Below are 18,340 nucleotides of genomic sequence, written 5' to 3'. Positions count from 1 at the left end.
TTTACTGTGCTTGCATTGCAAAATCTATTTGTTCGTAACTGAACCCTCGATACATTAAGTAGCGCACGCGCTTAGCTTTTTCTTTGTGATCGAAGTCGTCCTGTGAATTTGAATACTTCTTTAAATACGCATCCTGCGCTAACCCAAACCAATCAATTTCGAATGATTCAATCACACTTTCTAACAGTGCTCGGTCAATCCTTTTGCCCATGGCTTCGCTTTGAATACGTTTTAAGCCATGTTTTTTAGCAATGTGGCGACGTACAAAACCTTCAACATAACGCTGCTCATTTATAAAATTGTGCTCTTCACACCAATCTAATAAAGCTTCGATAAATTCAGGCGTCGCCTCTTTTTGCTGTAATTTTTGGGTTAACTCTCGACGCGAATATTCTTGGCGCCCGAGTAACCAAAGTACATAATTTTTTAACTTCTTTTGTAATGCTTCATCCATTTCTTCAGCCATTATGCGTCAAAACGACCGCTTTGATCATTATGCTGCGGCGCAACAGGCTCTGCCTCTGCAGGCGGTACGATCGGCATAAAAATAGCTTGATAAGAAACAAAAAAGCTAATGTAGCAAATTGGCATTAAAACCAACAGCGGCAAGAATGATAAAAACATTGAAAGCATCATCAAGCCTGCAGTAATTGCCCCATATACACTCAATGGTGCCATGTTGTGGTAAAACACCATAAGTGAGCTTTTTAGCACCTCAAAAATACGTTTTTGTTGATTAAAATAAACCAACGGCACTGCATAAGAAAAAGCCGTTAAATACACCGATAACGCAATTAAAAACAGCGCCAAATTTGCCATCGAGATGCTATCAATTACTTGCTGCAAGGCAATGTTAGGATCGACATTCGGATTACTCATAATCTCAACAGCTTCAGCAAATAAGCCAGCAGCTAACAAAGCCATCAATACACCGGCCGCCATTTGATAAAGCGCTAAACGAAGCAGCCCCATGCGATTACCTTTGGCGGTAAACGGTTTTAGGATATCGGCCAACATAATTTTGCCGCCTTGCTGTTTGGTGATCACCGCTTGATAAAACCCCGCAGTTAAAAATGGCGTGGCAATGGCTGCTATAATTTGTAAAAAAGGTAAAAATAGCGATAGTAAACCAATAATACCTATAAATAAGTGCATAAAAATAAAGGTAAAAGGCTGAGTTTTAAAAATAAGCCAGCCTGCTTTAAACCATTTCAGCCCTGCATCGGCCTTAAATACTCGTAATTCAATTGACATACTTGCTCTTAAATTAACAACAAAACACGCCGAGTATAACTCGGCGTTGGATGGGATTACATAGACGACAGCTTAAAATTACGGTTTTTTAATCTTCTTTATATCTAACATATGCGCACCATGCTTAATTTTCGTCTCTAGGTATGCTTTATTGCCCGCTAAACCAGCTTTAATGTGTGCATGCGTGCCAACCACTGATTCAACTTCAATACCTGCATCTTTCAAGGCATTAAGCTTTTTAGGATTATTGGTCATCAGCTTTACGTGAGCCAACCCCATCGCTTCTAGCATTAATACCGCGTCAGAAAAGTCACGTAAGTCATCAGCAAAGCCCAAATGATTATTTGCTTCATAGGTATTCATACCTTGTGATTGCAATACATAGGCGTCAATTTTATTGTATAAACCAATACCACGCCCTTCTTGGCGTAAATAAAGTAAAATACCACCTTGTTGATGCATCATTTCAATACATTCGTTGAGTTGTTCACCACAATCACACCGTGATGAATGAAATACATCACCGGTTAAACATTCAGAATGCATACGAATAAGCGGCACAGACTGCTCGCTATCAGCACGATTAAACACCAAAGCAACATGCTCTTGGCCATCTTTTAAATCGCTAAATGACACGATTTCTGCGGGTATATCACTGTTTTTGCCAACATTTAGCTGGACTCTAGCTCTTACTTGCGCCACGACAAATCCAAAATTAAAAAGTAATGCGATAATGCAAACGTGATAATATCACAAAAATAAACTGCATTGAAAATAATACAACACCGCAATGAGTAATAACTATATTGAGGCAGTTACTCGCAATTCAAGCATTGCCCTGCGCTAAATCGACAATTCCACCCCACCAAAAACAAAATTCTTACCCGATACTCTAAATCAATGACATAGTTGTACCTATTTGGTAGAATTTAATTAAACATAATAATAAGGAACATTATGAAAGCATCCTCTTTACTACTTTGTCTTGCCATCACCTATTCTGGTTATAGTCACGCCGATGAATCTATACATAGTCAATTTAAAATAGTTTACCAGCAATACCTTAATGCACAGCAACAAGGCAAAGGCGCAGAAGATAAAGCTGAACAAGCCTATTTGCTAGGTAAGCAAATCTATGGAGATAAATCAGATAACACTGCAAATTTAGCCATAAACTATGCTAATGAGCTTCATCAATACCCTGCAGAAAACAAACAAAAACGTTTTACCTTGTTTGAGCAGGCTTACACTATTTTAGCGGCTAATCATCCAACAAGTAGCATTGAACTCATCGATGCATTGCTTGGTATGGCAACCAATACTGATTCGGTAAATAGAGCCGACGCCCTATACAAACAAGTTATTGAAATCGCTGCAGTCCAAAAAGTCCCAAAATTAGTAGCAGATATGAAACTGGCTGCTGCACAAGGATTAGCGTATGGCTTTCAAGGGAAGAAATACAACCAAGCCAAACGTTACCTACTTGAGGCAGACGAGTTTTACAGCCAAAACTTACCTGAGAACTCAGTAGAGCGGATCAAAGCTGACTTTTTAGTTGCCGCTTTTGCAGAAGGTAAAAGACAATATTCTAAAGCGATTGAGCGTTTAAATCGAGTTGTAAGTGTATTTGATGATGCGCTTAGCTTCGATCATGAAACAGAGCTTAGCGCTCACTCTAAATTAGTTCACCTTTATGAAAAAACAGGTAAAAGTGACGAAGCGACCAAACATTGTTTAGCTATAGCTAAAATGGTGCCGTGGCAAGAAAACCAGCAACAAACCCCACTTTATCGTCAAGAACCTAACTACCCAGATAGTAAAGCAAGGTTTAGGCAAGATGGTTCAGTGCAAATGGAGTTTGACGTTAACACCGCTGGCTTTGTAAAAAATATCACCATCATTAAATCTGAAGGTGGTGAAGCATTTGAACAAGAAGCTATTAAAGCAATGGAAAAGTGGCGTTATGCCCCTAAGTTTGAAGACGGAAAAACAGTGGTTGCAAAAGCTCAAGTGCAGCTAGACTTTAAAATTGGCAGGTAAATACACGTAATTACTAATAACATCAGTGTTTGTAATACTGTTTATAAACACGTTTTAAGCCCAGCATGACTGGGCTATTTTTGTAAGGTATCTAGTATTTTGTCACTGGCATCCTCGATTAAATCAAGTACCTGTTCAAAACCATTTTCGCCACCATAATAAGGGTCGGGGATCTCATCAACGCAGGTTCCATAAGCTAAAAATAACGACAGCTTATACTGCAAATGCGCCGGACAAAGTGCAGTTAGATCAGCTAAATTGGCTTTATCTGCAGCGAGGATCAAATCAAAGTACTCAAAGTCATGAGCGTTAACTTGTCGTGAACGTATCCCCTCAAAGCTATAGCCACGTTTAAGTGCCGCCGCTTGCGAGCGTTTATCTGGAGGATTACCAATGTGGTAGCCTGCGGTACCTGCTGAGTCAATTTCAAACTGTGATCCACGCTGTAATGCTTTAGCCTTTAACACCGCCTCCGCAGTCGGTGAGCGGCAAATATTACCTAAACAAACGATCAGTATTTTTTTCATGATTAAATTTCATCCACTAGCATCAACATGCATTCATAAGATACCAATAAAATTAAAACCTGCATACCAAGGTTACTTCCAACCTTGTAACCAGCGCTGTTGATCTTTTAAATCATGCCAATTTATTTCCATCGAACGCTTTGACATCACCGCTTCAATAACACAGCTGATAACAACGCCCTCTTCATCAAACTCCATATCGGTAATCATAAAATGCTTTTCTTTATTGACGGGTGAAACGGCCGTCCATTTACTGTTTAATAGTTTTCTGTGGTTAATTTTATTCATATGATTCCTATCTAACATCATTAAGCATTGATCATCGTGATACGTAAACACCACCCACTGCGTTTACATTTAACTGAATGAAATGTGATTTTACAGCTAACTAATCACAGCTGCATAGAGGTATAAGTCTGGCTCGACCATCAAGTGGGTTGTCTATTTTCAGGTAGTATTTACCAAGCAGGGTTGGAATTTGCGGTGCTAGTAAGAGGAATTAAATAACCAGTTACATCAGATGACTCACTATGTATTACAAGGTAGAGGTAGGCTTTAATTTATCACTAAAGCCTATATAAGCTAATGCAATTATTAAAATTCGTAACTAATACTCACGCCACCATCAGCGCGTTTTTCATTACTGTTGCTGCCTTCACCGTAGCCTAATTCAAAACGAACGCGCCAACCGCCTTCATTTAAACCACTAAAAAGGTAACTATAACTCACGCCTACACCGTTAGTCGTTTCTGTATCAAACATACCTGATAGTGCACAGCCAAAAATATTACCAAATGTCTCACCAATGTCTTTATCATCAGTATCCGAACACTCACGACCATCATCTTGTGCACCAATGGCGCCAACAACTAAGCCTAAAGCATGCTTTTTATCGCTCGTTAGCGCATGTTCAAACCCGACAGAAAAACCATCATCTAAGCCTATTTTATAGTTAGCATACCAGCGCTGTGTACCTTGTGCTGCTGATAATGATACCTCTGGTATAACAAAGTAAGGGTAGCCGCCACCGATTGAAAAATTAACATCGTTTGCATTAGATGAAAAAGTACAAATCGTTAGCAAAGCACCTAGGCAAAGCTTGTTTAATGTCATTAAAGTTCCTTTTAAGTTTTTTATTATAAAGCGAACGCTACTTTACACATTTTAGAAACAAAAAGGCAACTAAAATTGCTTCAAAATAACATCATCATAATCATCAACGTTTAACGTCACATTAAACTTAGCCGCCACATTATCAAGCTCAGCTTGCTTGATAGCTAATTCATCCATGGTGATAGTGTTATCGTCTAGTTGCCATAATAACCGCGAGCCCGCATAACTATAATGAATTGCTAACAATGCCTGAGGATTTCCCTCTCGCCCCGCCGCTTTTAATTTTGCCATTTTACGGGTGATTTTATTCAATGCTTGTTTGAGATCCCACACATACACCACTTCGGTCATATAATCATGGGTGCGGTATTTATTCAGCGCCCAGCCAATTGTTAGGCTAGTAATAACTACACCTATTAAATTCCAATGAAAATGACTGCCACTTTCATCAGGGAATAACGCGATTAGTAGTTGTGAGATTGCTAAACTGCCAATAGCCAACGCCAAGCCGCAGCCGATAATAACGCGGTTTAAATGCTTACGATAACGAGCTTTATCAATTTGAATAAGTTGCATAACTGCCTAATAAAATAAAAACCAAAATTCACGGCCGCCATTGTAACCAATGCCCATAAGCAAACACGAAACTTTTTAAAAATATTTCACCCCTTTTTAATCTAGCGCACGTTTTAGTGATGAATACCACTTAACTTATCGAGGATTTGCTTATGCAAACAGTAGCTTTACCACACACTAATCATGCTTTAAAAACATCAGCGGCCATTGTTGGTGGTGCAGCCATGACCTTTGCGGCATTTGCATTTATGCAGTACTTAATTAGTGGCGAGCAACGCGCGCCAAGCTTTATTGATGACGGCATCATTGTAGAAATATTCCAAGCGCCAGAAGATTCTAAAGTGCAGCACAAGCAAACCTTGCCGCCGCCACCTAAAATGCAAACGCCGCCTAAAGTGCCGCCGCGTACACCGCCAAGTACTGATACTAATATAGTAACAACCGCAATAACGCCAGATATAAGTATTGATAAAATAGGTGGCGATATAAAAGCTAACTTACAGCGACCAACCGGTGATGCGACCCCCATAGTACGTATAAATCCTAAATACCCGCCCATTGCCGCACGAGAAGGCATTGAAGGCTGGGTACAATTAAGCTTTAATGTATCTCAAACCGGTGAAGTAATAGATGCACAAGTAACAAACGCAGAACCAAAACGCATTTTCGACCGTGAAGCACTACGGGCAATAAAACGCTGGAAATACCGCCCAAAAGTGATTGATGGCGTAGCACAAATGCAAACGGGGCAAAGTGTACAACTTGATTTTAAGTTAGACCAAACCCAGTAGCGCGAATACATACAAATAAGGGTGCCTATGCTTACAAGCTTAAAATCATGGTTTATTAGTCAGCCAAGTGACGATCACTTAGCTGACTACGCAAAAAGTGGCGACACCCGCCACTTAACCAAGCTCGTCACCATGTTCGGTAACGACTTATATCATTATTTAGTGACGCAAAGTAATGAGCAACTCGCCTTTGATATCAGCCAACAAACGTGGTTAAAAGTGATGGAAAAACGCCATTATTATCAACCGCAAGACAACCCGAAAGCCTGGTTGTTCCGCCTTGCCCGTAATGCGTTAATCGATGAGTTTCGCAAACAACAGCGTTTTGTAGAATTAGCAGACGATACTGCAATTGCAGCACCTAATACTCAGCAAAGCTTTGATTACGAAGCCTTTAACCGCGCTTTAATGCAGCTGAGCTTTGTACAACGCGAAGCGCTCAGCTTACAGCAAGAAGGCTTTTCGCTTGAAGACATACAACAGATCACCCAAAGCAATCATGAAACCGTAAAAACGCGGCTACGTTATGCAAAACAAAACTTAAAAACATTATTAGGAGCCTACCATGAACAAGCATAACGAACAGTTTGAGCAACAACTTGAACAGCATTTTAGTGAACGTAAAAAACGCCACACACTGACGCCAGAACAACAGGCATTATTTACGCAAATGCCGAATCAAAAAGCTAATAAAAAGCCGACTCGATTTTTATTACCCCTGCAAATGACCGGCCTCGCCTGTGCTCTAGTAGTACTGGGCTTTACCATTTTTAACACCACAGATAACAACACAGAACAACAACACACACTTAACAACACCTTTGCCGTACAGCAAAGCAGTTACCACTTTATAGAAGTACACCAAGTAGATAATGCGGGCAGTTATTCAAGTGAAATAACCCGCCAAAAACAACAACTCGATGACAAACTCGCCGCCGACCTGCGCCTACACCAACAACGCTACATTGAATACGGGCAATTGGTAAAAGTGGATAACGACTGGTACATCGCCAGCTGCCACAGCGAAGTACTCATTCAAATAAAAGACTCGCTATTGAATAACTTAAAAACCAAACACGCTATAGAGAGCAATATAATGAAAGGCGACATGCTCGCCATGGCCCACAACAGCCAAGGCCAGATCATAGCGCTTAAACATGCGGGAGATGGGGTAAAGATGTGTAGGGGGTGATTTTTACCACAACAATAAGCAGTAAATATAAATTTAGAGTCTGAAGTCAAGATTTCCATTTCGCCCACGCTATATGTGCTTGCCGTAAACTACTTAGCTGCCACATAAACAGACTAAGTAAACGAATTTGTTCTTGATTTAGATTCGTCATCACATATAGCAAAGAATACAAGTCCCTATTGGAAGAGTTAAGGCTCATATGTGTTGGGTTTAACTAAAGAAATAGAACTGGGTGTCAACATTAGAGTATGTTATAACACTGTAAATACAGTTACAAATTCAAAGCTATAATGGAATTATATGATTGCTGGAATATTCATAAGAAACATTAAATGTTACAAAGGCATAAACTTCATACCACTCACTAATGACTTAAGTGAAAAAATGTCTGTAATGCTGGGTGGAAATGGCGCCGGAAAGTCAACTATATTAGAAGCAATAAACAACATATTAAACGCTATCGATGGAAAACAGTGGGAAATAACTGTTAACGAGAAAAAAGATAGAGCTTTGATTTGTCCAGTTTTTCTTATTGAAAAAGAAAAATTGTCTCACGATAAAAGATTAACAACAATATCAAATAAATTTTGGAATGACGATTTCAGCTCATTGTTTTCACATGGCTCATATGTAAAAGATTTTGTAGACTGGAGAAATAACTTAAAAAAAACGGTTACCCAAGATAAGCATTTACTTATAGCTATTGGAAAAAACAGTAAAAATGACGTACTTCTGACTTCAACTTTTCATCAAAAATTTGCAGACCTAAAAGTATTAGGGATGTCGCGCCAATATTTTCAAGATCTTTTTCATGAGGTTGTTAACCTTTATTCATACGTCTACATACCTATTGAGAATAAAATTACTGACGTTTTATCTCTTCAAGCCTCTGAGATGCAGGGGTTAATGGACAAAAGTGTTAGTGATGAGATTAAAGTTTTACTAGAAAAAAACCATATCGATGCAGGTCAAAATAACAAGAAAAGTTTAATGGATTTAATTAATACCAATTTATCCGACTATATTGATGATATAAATGAGAGATTGAGCGAAGGTTACAACTTTCGCCCTAAAGGCTCAAAGAAAAAGATTTGGTCTAGTGACATATTAAAGCTAGTTATTCAAGAGTACTTCAACATAAGACCTCTGTCTAAAGACGGGAAGTCATTATCTAGCTTGAGCTCTGGTCAACAACGATTAGCTCTAATTGATGTGGCCACAACCTTGCTGTCATCTGGAGTAGAAAAAAGTAAAGATATAATAGTTGCAATAGACGAACCTGAAAGTTCATTAGAGTCAGCTCAAAGATATAAACAATTTTCTAGACTAGTTGAATTATCAGAAATGTATGGTCACCAAATTATGCTAACCACTCACTGGTACGGACTTTTAGTTAAACCAACTCAAGGTAGCTTAATTCACATAGAAAATAAATTGGAGCTTCCTGACGTTCGAACCTATTCATTGCAGCGCTTATTTGATATGAGAAGACACTTCCCACAAAACATTGAGATGAAAAGCTATTTTGATTTCATGAGTTCTATGCTTTCTATCTTAAAAAACTCAGATGAAAAATGGCTGATATGCGAAGGAAGTGATGATGCAAGTTATCTGCAAGCATACTTGAAAAATCGAGTTAACAACCTAAATATCGTTCCATTTAATGGCTGTGGAAATATTAAGAAACTATTTGATTTATTATCAGTGCCCTTTAGTGACACACAAGAGCAAAATGAAATAAAAGGTAAAGTTTTGTGCCTAATAGACACTGACACGAAGAATTTAATAACTATCCAAGGATACAAACCTAGTAGATTTGGCAACAAACTAGCATTTAACCGTATTTTATTTGACCGTGATAATAATAAAACAAAGCTAAATAGTGTTGCAAATACAGATGGAACAAACACTGAAATCGAAGACGTCATAGAAGCAAAAGCTGCCGCAAAAAGCGTCCTAGATTTGGCTGTGAAATTAGAAAAGTCTGGAGATAATCAGCTTATACTTTTATTAGATCACTTTAAAATTGACAATAATGCTCAATATGCAAATTTAAGTAAATGCTCAGGAGTATTCAAACCTAAAAACTTAGAAGGTCATGAAGGAAAACCTCAACTTGTAGAGATAATTAATAAAGAAGAAAATAAAGCACAATTATCTGTTATATTTAAAAAATATATGGATCCTGATTTACCAACAGATTTTGGCTGGCTAAATGATATAGAGAATTTTTTCAAATAAATTATATTATTTCCCCCTCTGCGGGATCAGGTCTTGCATCTTACCAAGAACAAACTCAAATCTCACGTTTAACACCCTTCCCCCGCAGGGCAAACGGGTTTAAATCATACAGATTTAAACCCGACTTTTAATACTTTCATCATATAGTCATTGTCCCAACCAGCCTTTAAACGTTTATTCTTAACTCCAACTTTTACACTTCGTTCGTTTTTTAACAGGTTTAGTGCGATTTTATTCATTAACGCTAAATTCTCTCCTGCATAACCACTGCGAAGGCGGTTATAATCTTCGTTGAAACTGACATCTAACTGCCAATGAAGTTTGTTCTCTATATGCCAGTGACATCTAATTGCATTCGCTATAAATTTTGCAGCCTTATCTTTGTGGCTTATAATGTAGTAACGACATTCATTCGTCTCTTCTTTACCTGTTAACTGGCGAGTTGAATGAACAACGGCTATCGCATTAACTGATTTCCATTGCGGATGCCGCTTGATTAACCAACCTATATCACTGATTAACCATGTTTTTCGTTGTTCAATACGACCATGTTCACCGTCGACAGATTTAAATACACTATGTTCAATACCTGTAAAGTCATTTTTTAGATGTATATCTAGGAATAGCTTTATATCATCGTAAAACTCGCCTTGATTACCTTTTAGAGCAAAAACAAAATTTGCTTTTTCTTCGGTTATCAACTCGCCAATCGCATGTTGACAGCCCATTGCATCCGTTGTGATTGTCGCGCCTTCAATATCAAGTAATTTTATTAATGCGGGTATAGCGGTGATTTCATTCGATTTGTCAGACACCTTAACTTGGCCAAAACACAGGTTATTTTTAACTGACCACGCGCTTACCAAATGAATTGCTGGATTACCTTTTGCCCTGTCTAAAGTACCGCGCATCACTTTGCCATCAAGGGCCACAATGTCATCACTTAAATTGCCTAGTTGTGTAACACATAAAGTAAAGGCGTCGGCGAATTCAGTCGGTTTTATCCTATTTAAAACATCCTGAAAAGTGTCATGGCTGGGAATGCCATGTGGGAGGTCTAAAAATGTTTCAAACCAAGTCAGTTTGGATTTACCATATTCTTCAATGGCACTGAAATCATCGCAGCCACAGATTATGGCACAAATGGATATAGTAAGGATATTTGTTAAAGAATGACGTTTACATCTATCTATTCGAGGATCAGAAGCAGAGATAAATGACTGGCTAATAGTGGTTTCAATCATGGTAAATTAGACACAAAACCGACTATAAACCATGATCAAAATAGATCGTCAAATAATCGGCATAAAATCGCAAAATTGATTAAATAAACTCCAAACTGGTTAATTTAAAACCGTTTACCCTACCTTCCCCCGTCATCACGCCCTGAAAATAAGTAATTGATGAGTAATACCGCGCACGGCAGGATTTTGTTCCCGACAAATCCTAAGTACCTACATTTATGTAGGCAATGCGCGATAAGCCGTGACTCCGCCATGGGTGAAAAGTGTAGCTTTGAACGAGAGGCCACGGATGGCCGAACTGGGGGCGTACATGGATGTGAAAGTCGGCGAATACACGGCGTTTACGTTCACATCAATTACGCATTGAAGGATTAAGCGTGATGCTCGGGGCGCCGAGGGGTTCCAAGGGGCGACCGGCGGCAGCCGCCCCTTGGTTGCTGCCAGCAATCTGGCAAAAAACATTGAATAAGGTTTCTTTAAACAGTTAGCGAGTTTGAAAGCGACAAGTTAGCAAGCAATGACCAAAAGTTACACGCGCCAGCAAGCTCAGCGCCTACGGTGGTTAACCCTTACATTGGAGTTAAACCCTTCGTGGCTGAAGCCATCTCCTACAACCAATATTTAAGCTCTGTGCAGCGAAGCGCCTCAGTGCTCTCGGTGGTGAACTTATCACTGGTGTTAAACCCTTCGTGGCTAAAGCCATCTCCTACATCCACTATTTAACCTCTGTGTAGCGAAGCGCCTCTGTGCTCTCGGTGGTGATATTCACTTTCTCGCCCTAAAGGGCGACCTACAATTTAAACGCCCCCATTGGTTTTATCGTTGCACTTTAGCCAACCAAACCTCGCGCGCCAGCAAGCTTAGCGCCTACGGTGGTTAACTTATCACTGCTGTTAAACCCTTCGTGGCTAAAGCCATCTCCTACAACCAATATTTAAGCTCTGTGTAGCGAAGCGCCTCTGTGCTTTCGGTGGTGAAATTCACTTTTCACCCTAAAGGGCGACCTAAAATTTAAACGCCCCCATTGGTTTTATCGTTGCACTTTAGTTTCACTTTAGCCAACCAAACCACGCGCGCCAGCAAGCTTAGCGCCTACGGTGGTGAACTTATCACTGCTGTTAAACCCTTCGTGGCTAAAGCCATCTCCTACTTCCAATATTTAACTTCTGTGTAGCGAAGCCCCTCTGTGCTCTCGGTGGTGATATTCACTTTTTCGCCCTAAAGGACGACCTACAATATAAAGTGGCTAGGTTCTAGGAAGTGACTAGGTACTAGGATTGTGCCGTAGCTCGTCGCCCGCCGCACGAAGCCATCATTTTTTATTCGTAGCTTAAGCTATCTCCTACGACGAAACTTGAAACAGCAATAACTCGACTTTTATCCCGCTTTTTCTACTAATAGTCGCACTTTAGTAAATGTTAATAACAATTAAACTATTAACACGCTACTCTATTTACATCGTGTTTAAAAAATTGGAGTCATCATGAAGACGTCTTTTTACACCAGTTTAGCTATTGCTATGGTCAGTTTATCTACCTTGCAGGCGTGTGTGCAGCAAGCGGAACAAGAAATCTCTGTCGCTAAAAGCGCTGATAAGTATCAGCTTGAATTAGTTGCTCAAGGGGTAAATATTCCTTGGGGAATGGCGTGGCTTAACGAGCAAGATTTATTAGTAACAGACCGCGCTGGTGAGCTTAGGCTAATTCGTAATGGCAAACTGCTAGAACAAAAAATTGCAGGGCTGCCTAACATGCATGCGGAAGGTCAAGGCGGCTTATTAGATATCGAGCTTGATCCTAACTTTAAAGACAATGGCTGGATCTACTTTTCTTACTCAGGTTATGAAGGCGATGAAGAAGGCTACAATACATCCATTATGCGTGCGCGCTTAAAAGATATGGCACTAGTCGACTCGCAGCTGCTGTTCGACGGCACGCCAAACACCACAACCAGCAAACATTACGGCTCGCGTATTGAATTTGATAAAGACGGTTACTTGTACTTTTCGATTGGTGATCGCGGCGCGCGTGATGTTCACCCACAAAGCTTAGAGTATGATGCAGGAAAAATTCACCGCATTAATGCTGATGGCACAATCCCTAAGTCAAACCCGTTTGTTAATCAGCCAAACGCACGAAAGAGTATATACTCTTATGGCCACAGAAACCCACAAGGCATGGCTATGCATCCAGAAACGGGGGCAATTTGGAGTCATGAACATGGCCCTCGCGGCGGTGATGAAATCAATATTATTAAAGCAGGCGCTAACTACGGTTGGCCAGAAGTAACTCACGGCATTAATTACATTGGTACCAAAATTACTGATGAAACAAGCCGCGAAGGTATGCAACAACCCGATTGGGTGTGGGTGCCCTCTATCGCGCCTTCTGGGATGGAGTTTGTTACAAGTAGCAAATACCCGCAGTGGCAAGGTCATGTGCTTGTTGGCGCTATGAAGTTTGCACACTTAGTATTGGTTGAACTTGATGGTAATAAAGTAACGGGTCACAGCAAGCTATTTGAAGGTGCTGGCCGCGTGCGCAGTATTGCAACCCACCCTAATGGCGATTTATATCTGGGTATTGATGGTATGGGAATTTACCGCATCGTGCCTGATGGTAAAATCTAACGCGTAATACAAGCAATGTGATGAAGCCCTCTAAATTGAGGGCTTTTTGCATTTTTAGGTGGTTTGGGTGTATTACTGCGGCCCTGTACCGCCATCAACTTGACTGCCTAAGCTATTGGCATTGTCTAAACTGTATGGGTATAACTGAATATCGTTAAAGATGTTAGCCCCATTGTCGCGATATTGATCGGTTGCTGACACACCAGTATACACATTTCCTGACGCGCTAAAGTAGCCTGAGCCTTGGTTCCAATGTGGTTTTGCACTGTTTTCAAAGTAATTGTTTTCTACTAATACTTCAGCGCCATTACCTGCACTAATTGCAAAATAAGTAATGTTTTTCCAATAGTTATTAAACATATGAACGCGTGAATTGTAGCCGTCTACTTTAGGGTTGCGCCCTGCCGCTGTATCCCAAAAGTTATGATGTGCCGTTATTTGGGAGTTTTTGAATAAATGCGTATACCAATGCTGGTTAGCACACACTTGCGTATTATAACCATAAAAGCGGTTCCAGCTTAAAGTGACATTTTGGCTATTGCCAATATCAATATAACCGTCACTAATTTTATTAAACGCCATATGATCAATCCAGATGTGGCTACTGTCATCAACAGAAATAGCATCACCGGCTTCAACTAATGCAGGGTTAATATCTTCAAGTAAAATATTACGTATGATGATATTACGATCATTACTGATCACTAAGCTTGTGCCGATGATTTTTGAGTTTTTCCCTAATCCTTCAAGGGTTTTATTTGAGCGAACACGAAGACGAGAGTCATTACGTGTAACGTTAACCGTGTTGTTGGAGCTGCTACCTAATTCACTACAACTTTGGTTACCAACCGGTAAGCGATACCAGGTTTTACCGTAATCGCCCCATGTGCCACAATCGAGTGGACATGCTGCAACAGTTCGGTTTGCCGTATGGCAGTTAATCGTTGTATTGTTAGGAACTTGAATAACCGCAGTTGATATTGAGTTTAATGCGGCTGTTAACGCACTGCAGCTAGTTACAATAGTAGGAGATACATTACCGCCGCCGGTTGTAGTTGCAAGGCCATCATTACCTGGTTGTGCTGCAAAACCAATTAAACCAGCTGTTGTTTGACCGCCACCACTACTGCTACCACAACTACCTGAAACAGGGTTGATATACCAGCGCTGTGAACTGCCACCCGCATCATCATTTTGATACACATTGGCACCGTTTTGCGAACCCGCCACAGTTAATGACTTTTGCGTAAGTTTATTAACAATATTAAAGCCACCCGATGAAGACACCTTCAGCTGCCAGCGCTGATTATCACCTTGCCAATCGTCATACACCACAATATTAGCGCCATTAGACTGTGACGAATTGAGTACATCAAGTACTTGGTTATTATGTTGCGAACGAATAGTCCAGTAACCATCACTGCCTTTAGTGAAAGCAAACTTCTGGTTTGCACCACCCCAATATTGATAGCTAATTACATCCGGTGCGCCACTAGTATCAGACGTATTTACATCTAATGCCAAGCTAGAGCCACGGTTAATTACAGAGTAAATCCCACCTGAGGTGGGCATAGTTGTACAATTTTCTGCCAATGTAGCAAAGCTACAAGTAGATAACAGAAGTAAAAACAAAGTCTTTTGCCGTTGTATCAGTGTTGTCATAACGCTCATTCTTTTGCTCCAATTTATGCCATTCCTTGAATGGTGTTTTGTAAAATGCGAATCCTGCACTTAAGTACAAACGGTTAATAATTATCGTTTGCGCACTTATATTAGGATCATTTATATTACAAATAAAGTTAATTGTTAAATAAAAGTAAATTAACGTCATTGTCGATGTGAGCTTTTTAAAGCTTAAGAGCTAAATTAGTATTGAAATTCGCTAATTTAGGGTGTAAATATAATATATCAGCGACTTATACCGTTTTATTATTGTGTAATAGTATGATAAGTCTTTAGCGAGGTACGACTACACTAAAAACAAATCAAAAAGTCGTTTTTTTACAATTCTTTTTATTTATCCGTCAATAAACTAGCTAGTAGTTATTTATCGATTTGGAACTATTATGAAAAGAGCGAATTACTTTAATATCGAACCCGAGTTAATGACCTACTTGATTGATCAAGAAGTACTGATCAAACAGAAAGTCGAGGCTACCTTTGGAGTGACAATTTGGGAGCTGCTAAAACTAAGAGCATCACAGTTAAACCAATGTGCATATTGTTTAGCCATGCATAGCAAACAAGCACTGGAGTATGGCGAGAGCATTAACCGCATTATTGCCCTCAATGCGTGGCAAGACACGCCACTTTATAACGATAAAGAACGTGCTGCATTAGCGCTTTGCGAGAAGTTGACTTTGTCACAGAACATTGATGATGACTTTTACCAAACACTTTCAGCATTATTTGATCAATCAAGTTTAGTTACCCTCACCGTAGCAATTAATGCTATAAATAGCTGGAATCGTATGGTGAAAATGTTTAAACCGACAGTCGAGTTTAATGAACGATAAACTATTTACAGCCCAACGGGCGATATCGCTGATTATGTACAAGCAGTTTGGTTTGCAAGCGCCCAATCTTCAGGGGAGAGTTGGCTCCCCTGCGATGGCGCAAAAGGCGTTATATTTTTGCTATCTGGGCGTCTTAATTTAGCTGGAAAACCATTAAATTCCCCTATTTCATGCAAACCATATCAACACAGTCAGCAAAAATAACGTTTACTGCTGACTCCGTTTTTTGTGGGATCCGGTTTAAACCCACTGGACTTGCCCATTTACAAAAGGTAAATCATTCGCTTGTGGCGCCTGCAACCTTAACAGGTTTAGCACAGGCGCTTGACCAATATGCTAACTTAGATTCGTTTATTGATTTGTTGTCAGCGCACCTCAATGCACCAAAAATACACCATTAGGCTATTGAGCACACACAAAAACTGATCCATAAAATAATCAATCTTACCCCACTAAGTACTGCTTACGAGCACACTCCTAAAGGTAAGCGGCAATTAGAGTGCTACGTTAAAAACACCTGTGGCATCACTGCCAAACACCTAGCACGTATTTACAGAGTCAGGCAAGCCAGACAACTTATAAAAGCAAACCCACAGCTAAGCTTGGCACAACTCGCCCTTGAGTGCGGGTTTTCCGATCAATCTCACCTAAACAATGAGTTCAACGCTATTTTACAAATACCCCCTGCCAAATATAAAAAGTTAATCCATCAATAGCTGCTGTTCTATTGCTGCACTATAAACTAAAAAGCCTGCATATTTGCAGGCTTTTCGCTGACTAGCTAACTTTACTCTCGCAAGCTCGCTAACTCTTTACAACACAATAATGCTCGTAACTAGGTAAGCTACAAACGTTAAGCCACCCGCGAATAATGCATACGGCATTTGTGTTTTAACGTGAGTAAGCAAGTCACAGCCGGAGGCAATAGCTGACACCGCACTGGTATCTGATATTGGCGAGCAATGGTCGCCAAATACGCCGCCACCTAAAATTGCCGCAATCACTAATGACGGTGGTAGGCCGAGCGCTTGAATTAATGGCACACCAATCGGGATAAGTATTGCAAATGTACCCCATGAGGTGCCTGTTGTGAAAGAGATCACCGCACCGGTTACAAACAACACTGGTACGACTAAGTAAATAGGTAAGTAATCACCCACTAAGCCCGCAACAAAAGTGCCAGTACCTAAATCTTTTAAACTGGCGCCGAGAGTCAATGATAGTAATACAATCGCGACTAAGGGTAATAACTCACCCATGCCTTTAAAGCCAATATCAACCAGTTTATGGTGAGTAAATTGACGAGAGCTTACCATTAATAAGTAGGCGACAACGCAAGCTAAAATAGTTGCATACAATACCGACTTAGAGCCACTGCCGCTGGCAATATCACCATTACCTGACCAATACATAAAGCCGACCATACTACCAATTAATGTAATTAGTGGTACTAACATGTAACGTGCTTTAGTCCCTTTGACTTCTTCTTGCAGCTCAGTTTTTTGATATTCCACTTGCTCTTCAGCCTTTTTAAGCGGGCCGTGCACTTTATCAAACGAGATTGTGTAAAACACAATGAGTAAGGTGATGATGGCGTAAAAGTTATAGCCTATGCTGCCCCATAACACCGAGACTGCCGACTCTGACAGTTCATAATTACCAAGCAAGCCAAGTATGTATGCCCCCCAACCATTAAGTAAAATCAAAATACACACAGGAGCACTGGTACTATCAATAATGTATGCTAAGCGAGCACGGCTCATTTTAAATTTATCGAATAAACCCCGCGATAAAATACCCGCAGTCAGTACACTTAAGTTAGATTCTATAAACACCGCAATACCTGAAAACATGGTTAAATAACCCACTTGGCGTTTACTCTTTGCCACACCTTTGTTCATCAACACATTTACTGTTGCAGCCACACCGCCCGATTCGCGTATGTAAGCAAGTAATGCACCGATTAAGATACTAAAAATTAGGATACGACTATTACCTGGCGAACTTGCTACGCTCACCACGCGCTCTATGGTATTTATAAATGTATTAAAAAGTGTATTACCGTTACCTTGCAAGGCCAGCAAAAACTCTGAAGAAGCAACAGCAACGAGTAGCGCCATAATGACTTCTTTGCGCCAAAATACGATCAAAATCGCAATTAGTGGCGGTAAAATTGAATACCAAGACATACTGTAACCTTTTTTGTGGTGAGTCTAA

The 18,340-nt window shown here is 40.1% G+C and carries 18 protein-coding genes; 8 read left to right on the top strand and 10 right to left on the bottom strand.

From position 1 onward, the window contains the following. Position 1 precedes the first annotated feature (1 nt). The 3 genes from H5154_RS08615 to ribA form a co-directional block, all read right to left on the bottom strand. The gene (locus H5154_RS08615; protein ID WP_182718042.1) at positions 2 to 454 is read right to left on the bottom strand and encodes a regulatory protein RecX; all 453 of its coding nucleotides are present in this window, start codon (positions 452 to 454) and stop codon (positions 2 to 4) included. A gap of 11 nt (positions 455 to 465) precedes the next feature. Then, a complete protein-coding gene (locus H5154_RS08610) occupies positions 466 to 1,254 on the bottom strand; it encodes a BPSS1780 family membrane protein (RefSeq protein WP_149981689.1) in 789 nt (262 codons plus the stop codon). 78 nt (positions 1,255 to 1,332) lie between these two features. Beyond that, positions 1,333 to 1,956, bottom strand: coding sequence for a GTP cyclohydrolase II (gene ribA / locus H5154_RS08605; protein WP_145240900.1), 624 nt, complete (start codon positions 1,954 to 1,956; stop codon positions 1,333 to 1,335). A gap of 255 nt (positions 1,957 to 2,211) precedes the next feature. Between ribA and H5154_RS08600 the strand changes: the two genes are divergently transcribed. Next, positions 2,212 to 3,294 (top strand): energy transducer TonB, encoded by a 1,083-nt coding sequence (locus H5154_RS08600; RefSeq protein ID WP_182718025.1) that lies wholly within the window; start codon positions 2,212 to 2,214, stop codon positions 3,292 to 3,294. A 74-nt stretch (positions 3,295 to 3,368) separates the two neighbouring features. Here H5154_RS08600 and H5154_RS08595 read toward each other — a convergent pair whose 3' ends face one another. From H5154_RS08595 to H5154_RS08580, 4 genes are all read right to left on the bottom strand, one after another. Beyond that, the gene (locus H5154_RS08595; protein WP_145240896.1) at positions 3,369 to 3,821 is read right to left on the bottom strand and encodes a low molecular weight protein-tyrosine-phosphatase; all 453 of its coding nucleotides are present in this window, start codon (positions 3,819 to 3,821) and stop codon (positions 3,369 to 3,371) included. Positions 3,822 to 3,893: 72 nt separating this feature from the next. After that, positions 3,894 to 4,109: a TIGR02450 family Trp-rich protein gene (locus H5154_RS08590; protein WP_149981694.1), complete on the bottom strand. Its 216-nt coding sequence runs from the start codon at positions 4,107 to 4,109 to the stop codon at positions 3,894 to 3,896. Between the two features lie 306 nt (positions 4,110 to 4,415). Beyond that, positions 4,416 to 4,934 (bottom strand): hypothetical protein, encoded by a 519-nt coding sequence (locus H5154_RS08585; RefSeq protein ID WP_182718024.1) that lies wholly within the window; start codon positions 4,932 to 4,934, stop codon positions 4,416 to 4,418. A 69-nt stretch (positions 4,935 to 5,003) separates the two neighbouring features. Next, on the bottom strand, positions 5,004 to 5,510 hold the full coding sequence (locus H5154_RS08580; RefSeq protein ID WP_182718023.1) for a DUF3087 domain-containing protein: 507 nt from the start codon (positions 5,508 to 5,510) through the stop codon (positions 5,004 to 5,006). 152 nt (positions 5,511 to 5,662) lie between these two features. On the opposite strand from H5154_RS08580, the gene H5154_RS08575 reads away from it, so the two are divergent. The 4 genes from H5154_RS08575 (at position 5,663) to H5154_RS08560 (ending at position 9,734) form a co-directional block, all read left to right on the top strand. Beyond that, positions 5,663 to 6,301: an energy transducer TonB gene (locus H5154_RS08575; RefSeq protein WP_182718022.1), complete on the top strand. Its 639-nt coding sequence runs from the start codon at positions 5,663 to 5,665 to the stop codon at positions 6,299 to 6,301. 27 nt (positions 6,302 to 6,328) lie between these two features. Then, positions 6,329 to 6,880: an RNA polymerase sigma factor gene (locus tag H5154_RS08570; protein ID WP_182718021.1), complete on the top strand. Its 552-nt coding sequence runs from the start codon at positions 6,329 to 6,331 to the stop codon at positions 6,878 to 6,880. Continuing rightward, positions 6,867 to 7,493 carry a hypothetical protein gene (locus tag H5154_RS08565; protein ID WP_182718020.1) on the top strand — a complete coding sequence of 209 codons (627 nt, stop codon included), beginning with the start codon at positions 6,867 to 6,869 and terminating at the stop codon, positions 7,491 to 7,493. The genes H5154_RS08570 and H5154_RS08565 overlap by 14 nt, the downstream gene beginning before the upstream one ends. Before the next feature lie 300 nt (positions 7,494 to 7,793). Continuing rightward, positions 7,794 to 9,734 (top strand): AAA family ATPase, encoded by a 1,941-nt coding sequence (locus H5154_RS08560; protein WP_182718019.1) that lies wholly within the window; start codon positions 7,794 to 7,796, stop codon positions 9,732 to 9,734. 104 nt (positions 9,735 to 9,838) lie between these two features. On the opposite strand, the gene H5154_RS08555 is transcribed toward H5154_RS08560, so the two are convergent. Then, complete coding sequence (locus H5154_RS08555; RefSeq protein WP_182718018.1) at positions 9,839 to 10,978, bottom strand: ISAs1 family transposase; 1,140 nt, start codon at positions 10,976 to 10,978, stop codon at positions 9,839 to 9,841. A gap of 1,483 nt (positions 10,979 to 12,461) precedes the next feature. Between H5154_RS08555 and H5154_RS08550 the strand changes: the two genes are divergently transcribed. Then, the gene (locus H5154_RS08550; RefSeq protein ID WP_182718017.1) at positions 12,462 to 13,607 is read left to right on the top strand and encodes a PQQ-dependent sugar dehydrogenase; all 1,146 of its coding nucleotides are present in this window, start codon (positions 12,462 to 12,464) and stop codon (positions 13,605 to 13,607) included. A gap of 72 nt (positions 13,608 to 13,679) precedes the next feature. On the opposite strand, the gene H5154_RS08545 is transcribed toward H5154_RS08550, so the two are convergent. Further along, entirely contained in the window at positions 13,680 to 15,269 is a 1,590-nt protein-coding gene (locus H5154_RS08545) for an RICIN domain-containing protein (protein ID WP_259398478.1), read from the bottom strand. Between the two features lie 404 nt (positions 15,270 to 15,673). Here H5154_RS08545 and H5154_RS08540 point away from each other — a divergent pair, with 404 nt between their 5' ends. Both H5154_RS08540 and H5154_RS24165 read left to right on the top strand, forming a co-directional pair. Further along, on the top strand, positions 15,674 to 16,123 hold the full coding sequence (locus tag H5154_RS08540; RefSeq protein WP_182718015.1) for a carboxymuconolactone decarboxylase family protein: 450 nt from the start codon (positions 15,674 to 15,676) through the stop codon (positions 16,121 to 16,123). Positions 16,124 to 16,527: 404 nt separating this feature from the next. Continuing rightward, a complete protein-coding gene (locus H5154_RS24165) occupies positions 16,528 to 16,839 on the top strand; it encodes a helix-turn-helix domain-containing protein (RefSeq protein WP_182718041.1) in 312 nt (103 codons plus the stop codon). Between the two features lie 96 nt (positions 16,840 to 16,935). On the opposite strand, the gene H5154_RS08525 is transcribed toward H5154_RS24165, so the two are convergent. After that, positions 16,936 to 18,312 carry a Na+/H+ antiporter NhaC family protein gene (locus H5154_RS08525; RefSeq protein ID WP_182718013.1) on the bottom strand — a complete coding sequence of 459 codons (1,377 nt, stop codon included), beginning with the start codon at positions 18,310 to 18,312 and terminating at the stop codon, positions 16,936 to 16,938. Between the last annotated feature and the right edge of the window lie 28 nt (positions 18,313 to 18,340).

Origin of the sequence: Pseudoalteromonas sp. SR44-5, from assembly GCF_014163675.1 — a bacterium.
GTDB classification, from domain to species: domain Bacteria; phylum Pseudomonadota; class Gammaproteobacteria; order Enterobacterales; family Alteromonadaceae; genus Pseudoalteromonas; species Pseudoalteromonas rhizosphaerae.
Note: the sequence above shows the minus strand (reverse complement) of the source record. Positions and strands in the feature narration are given on the sequence as shown.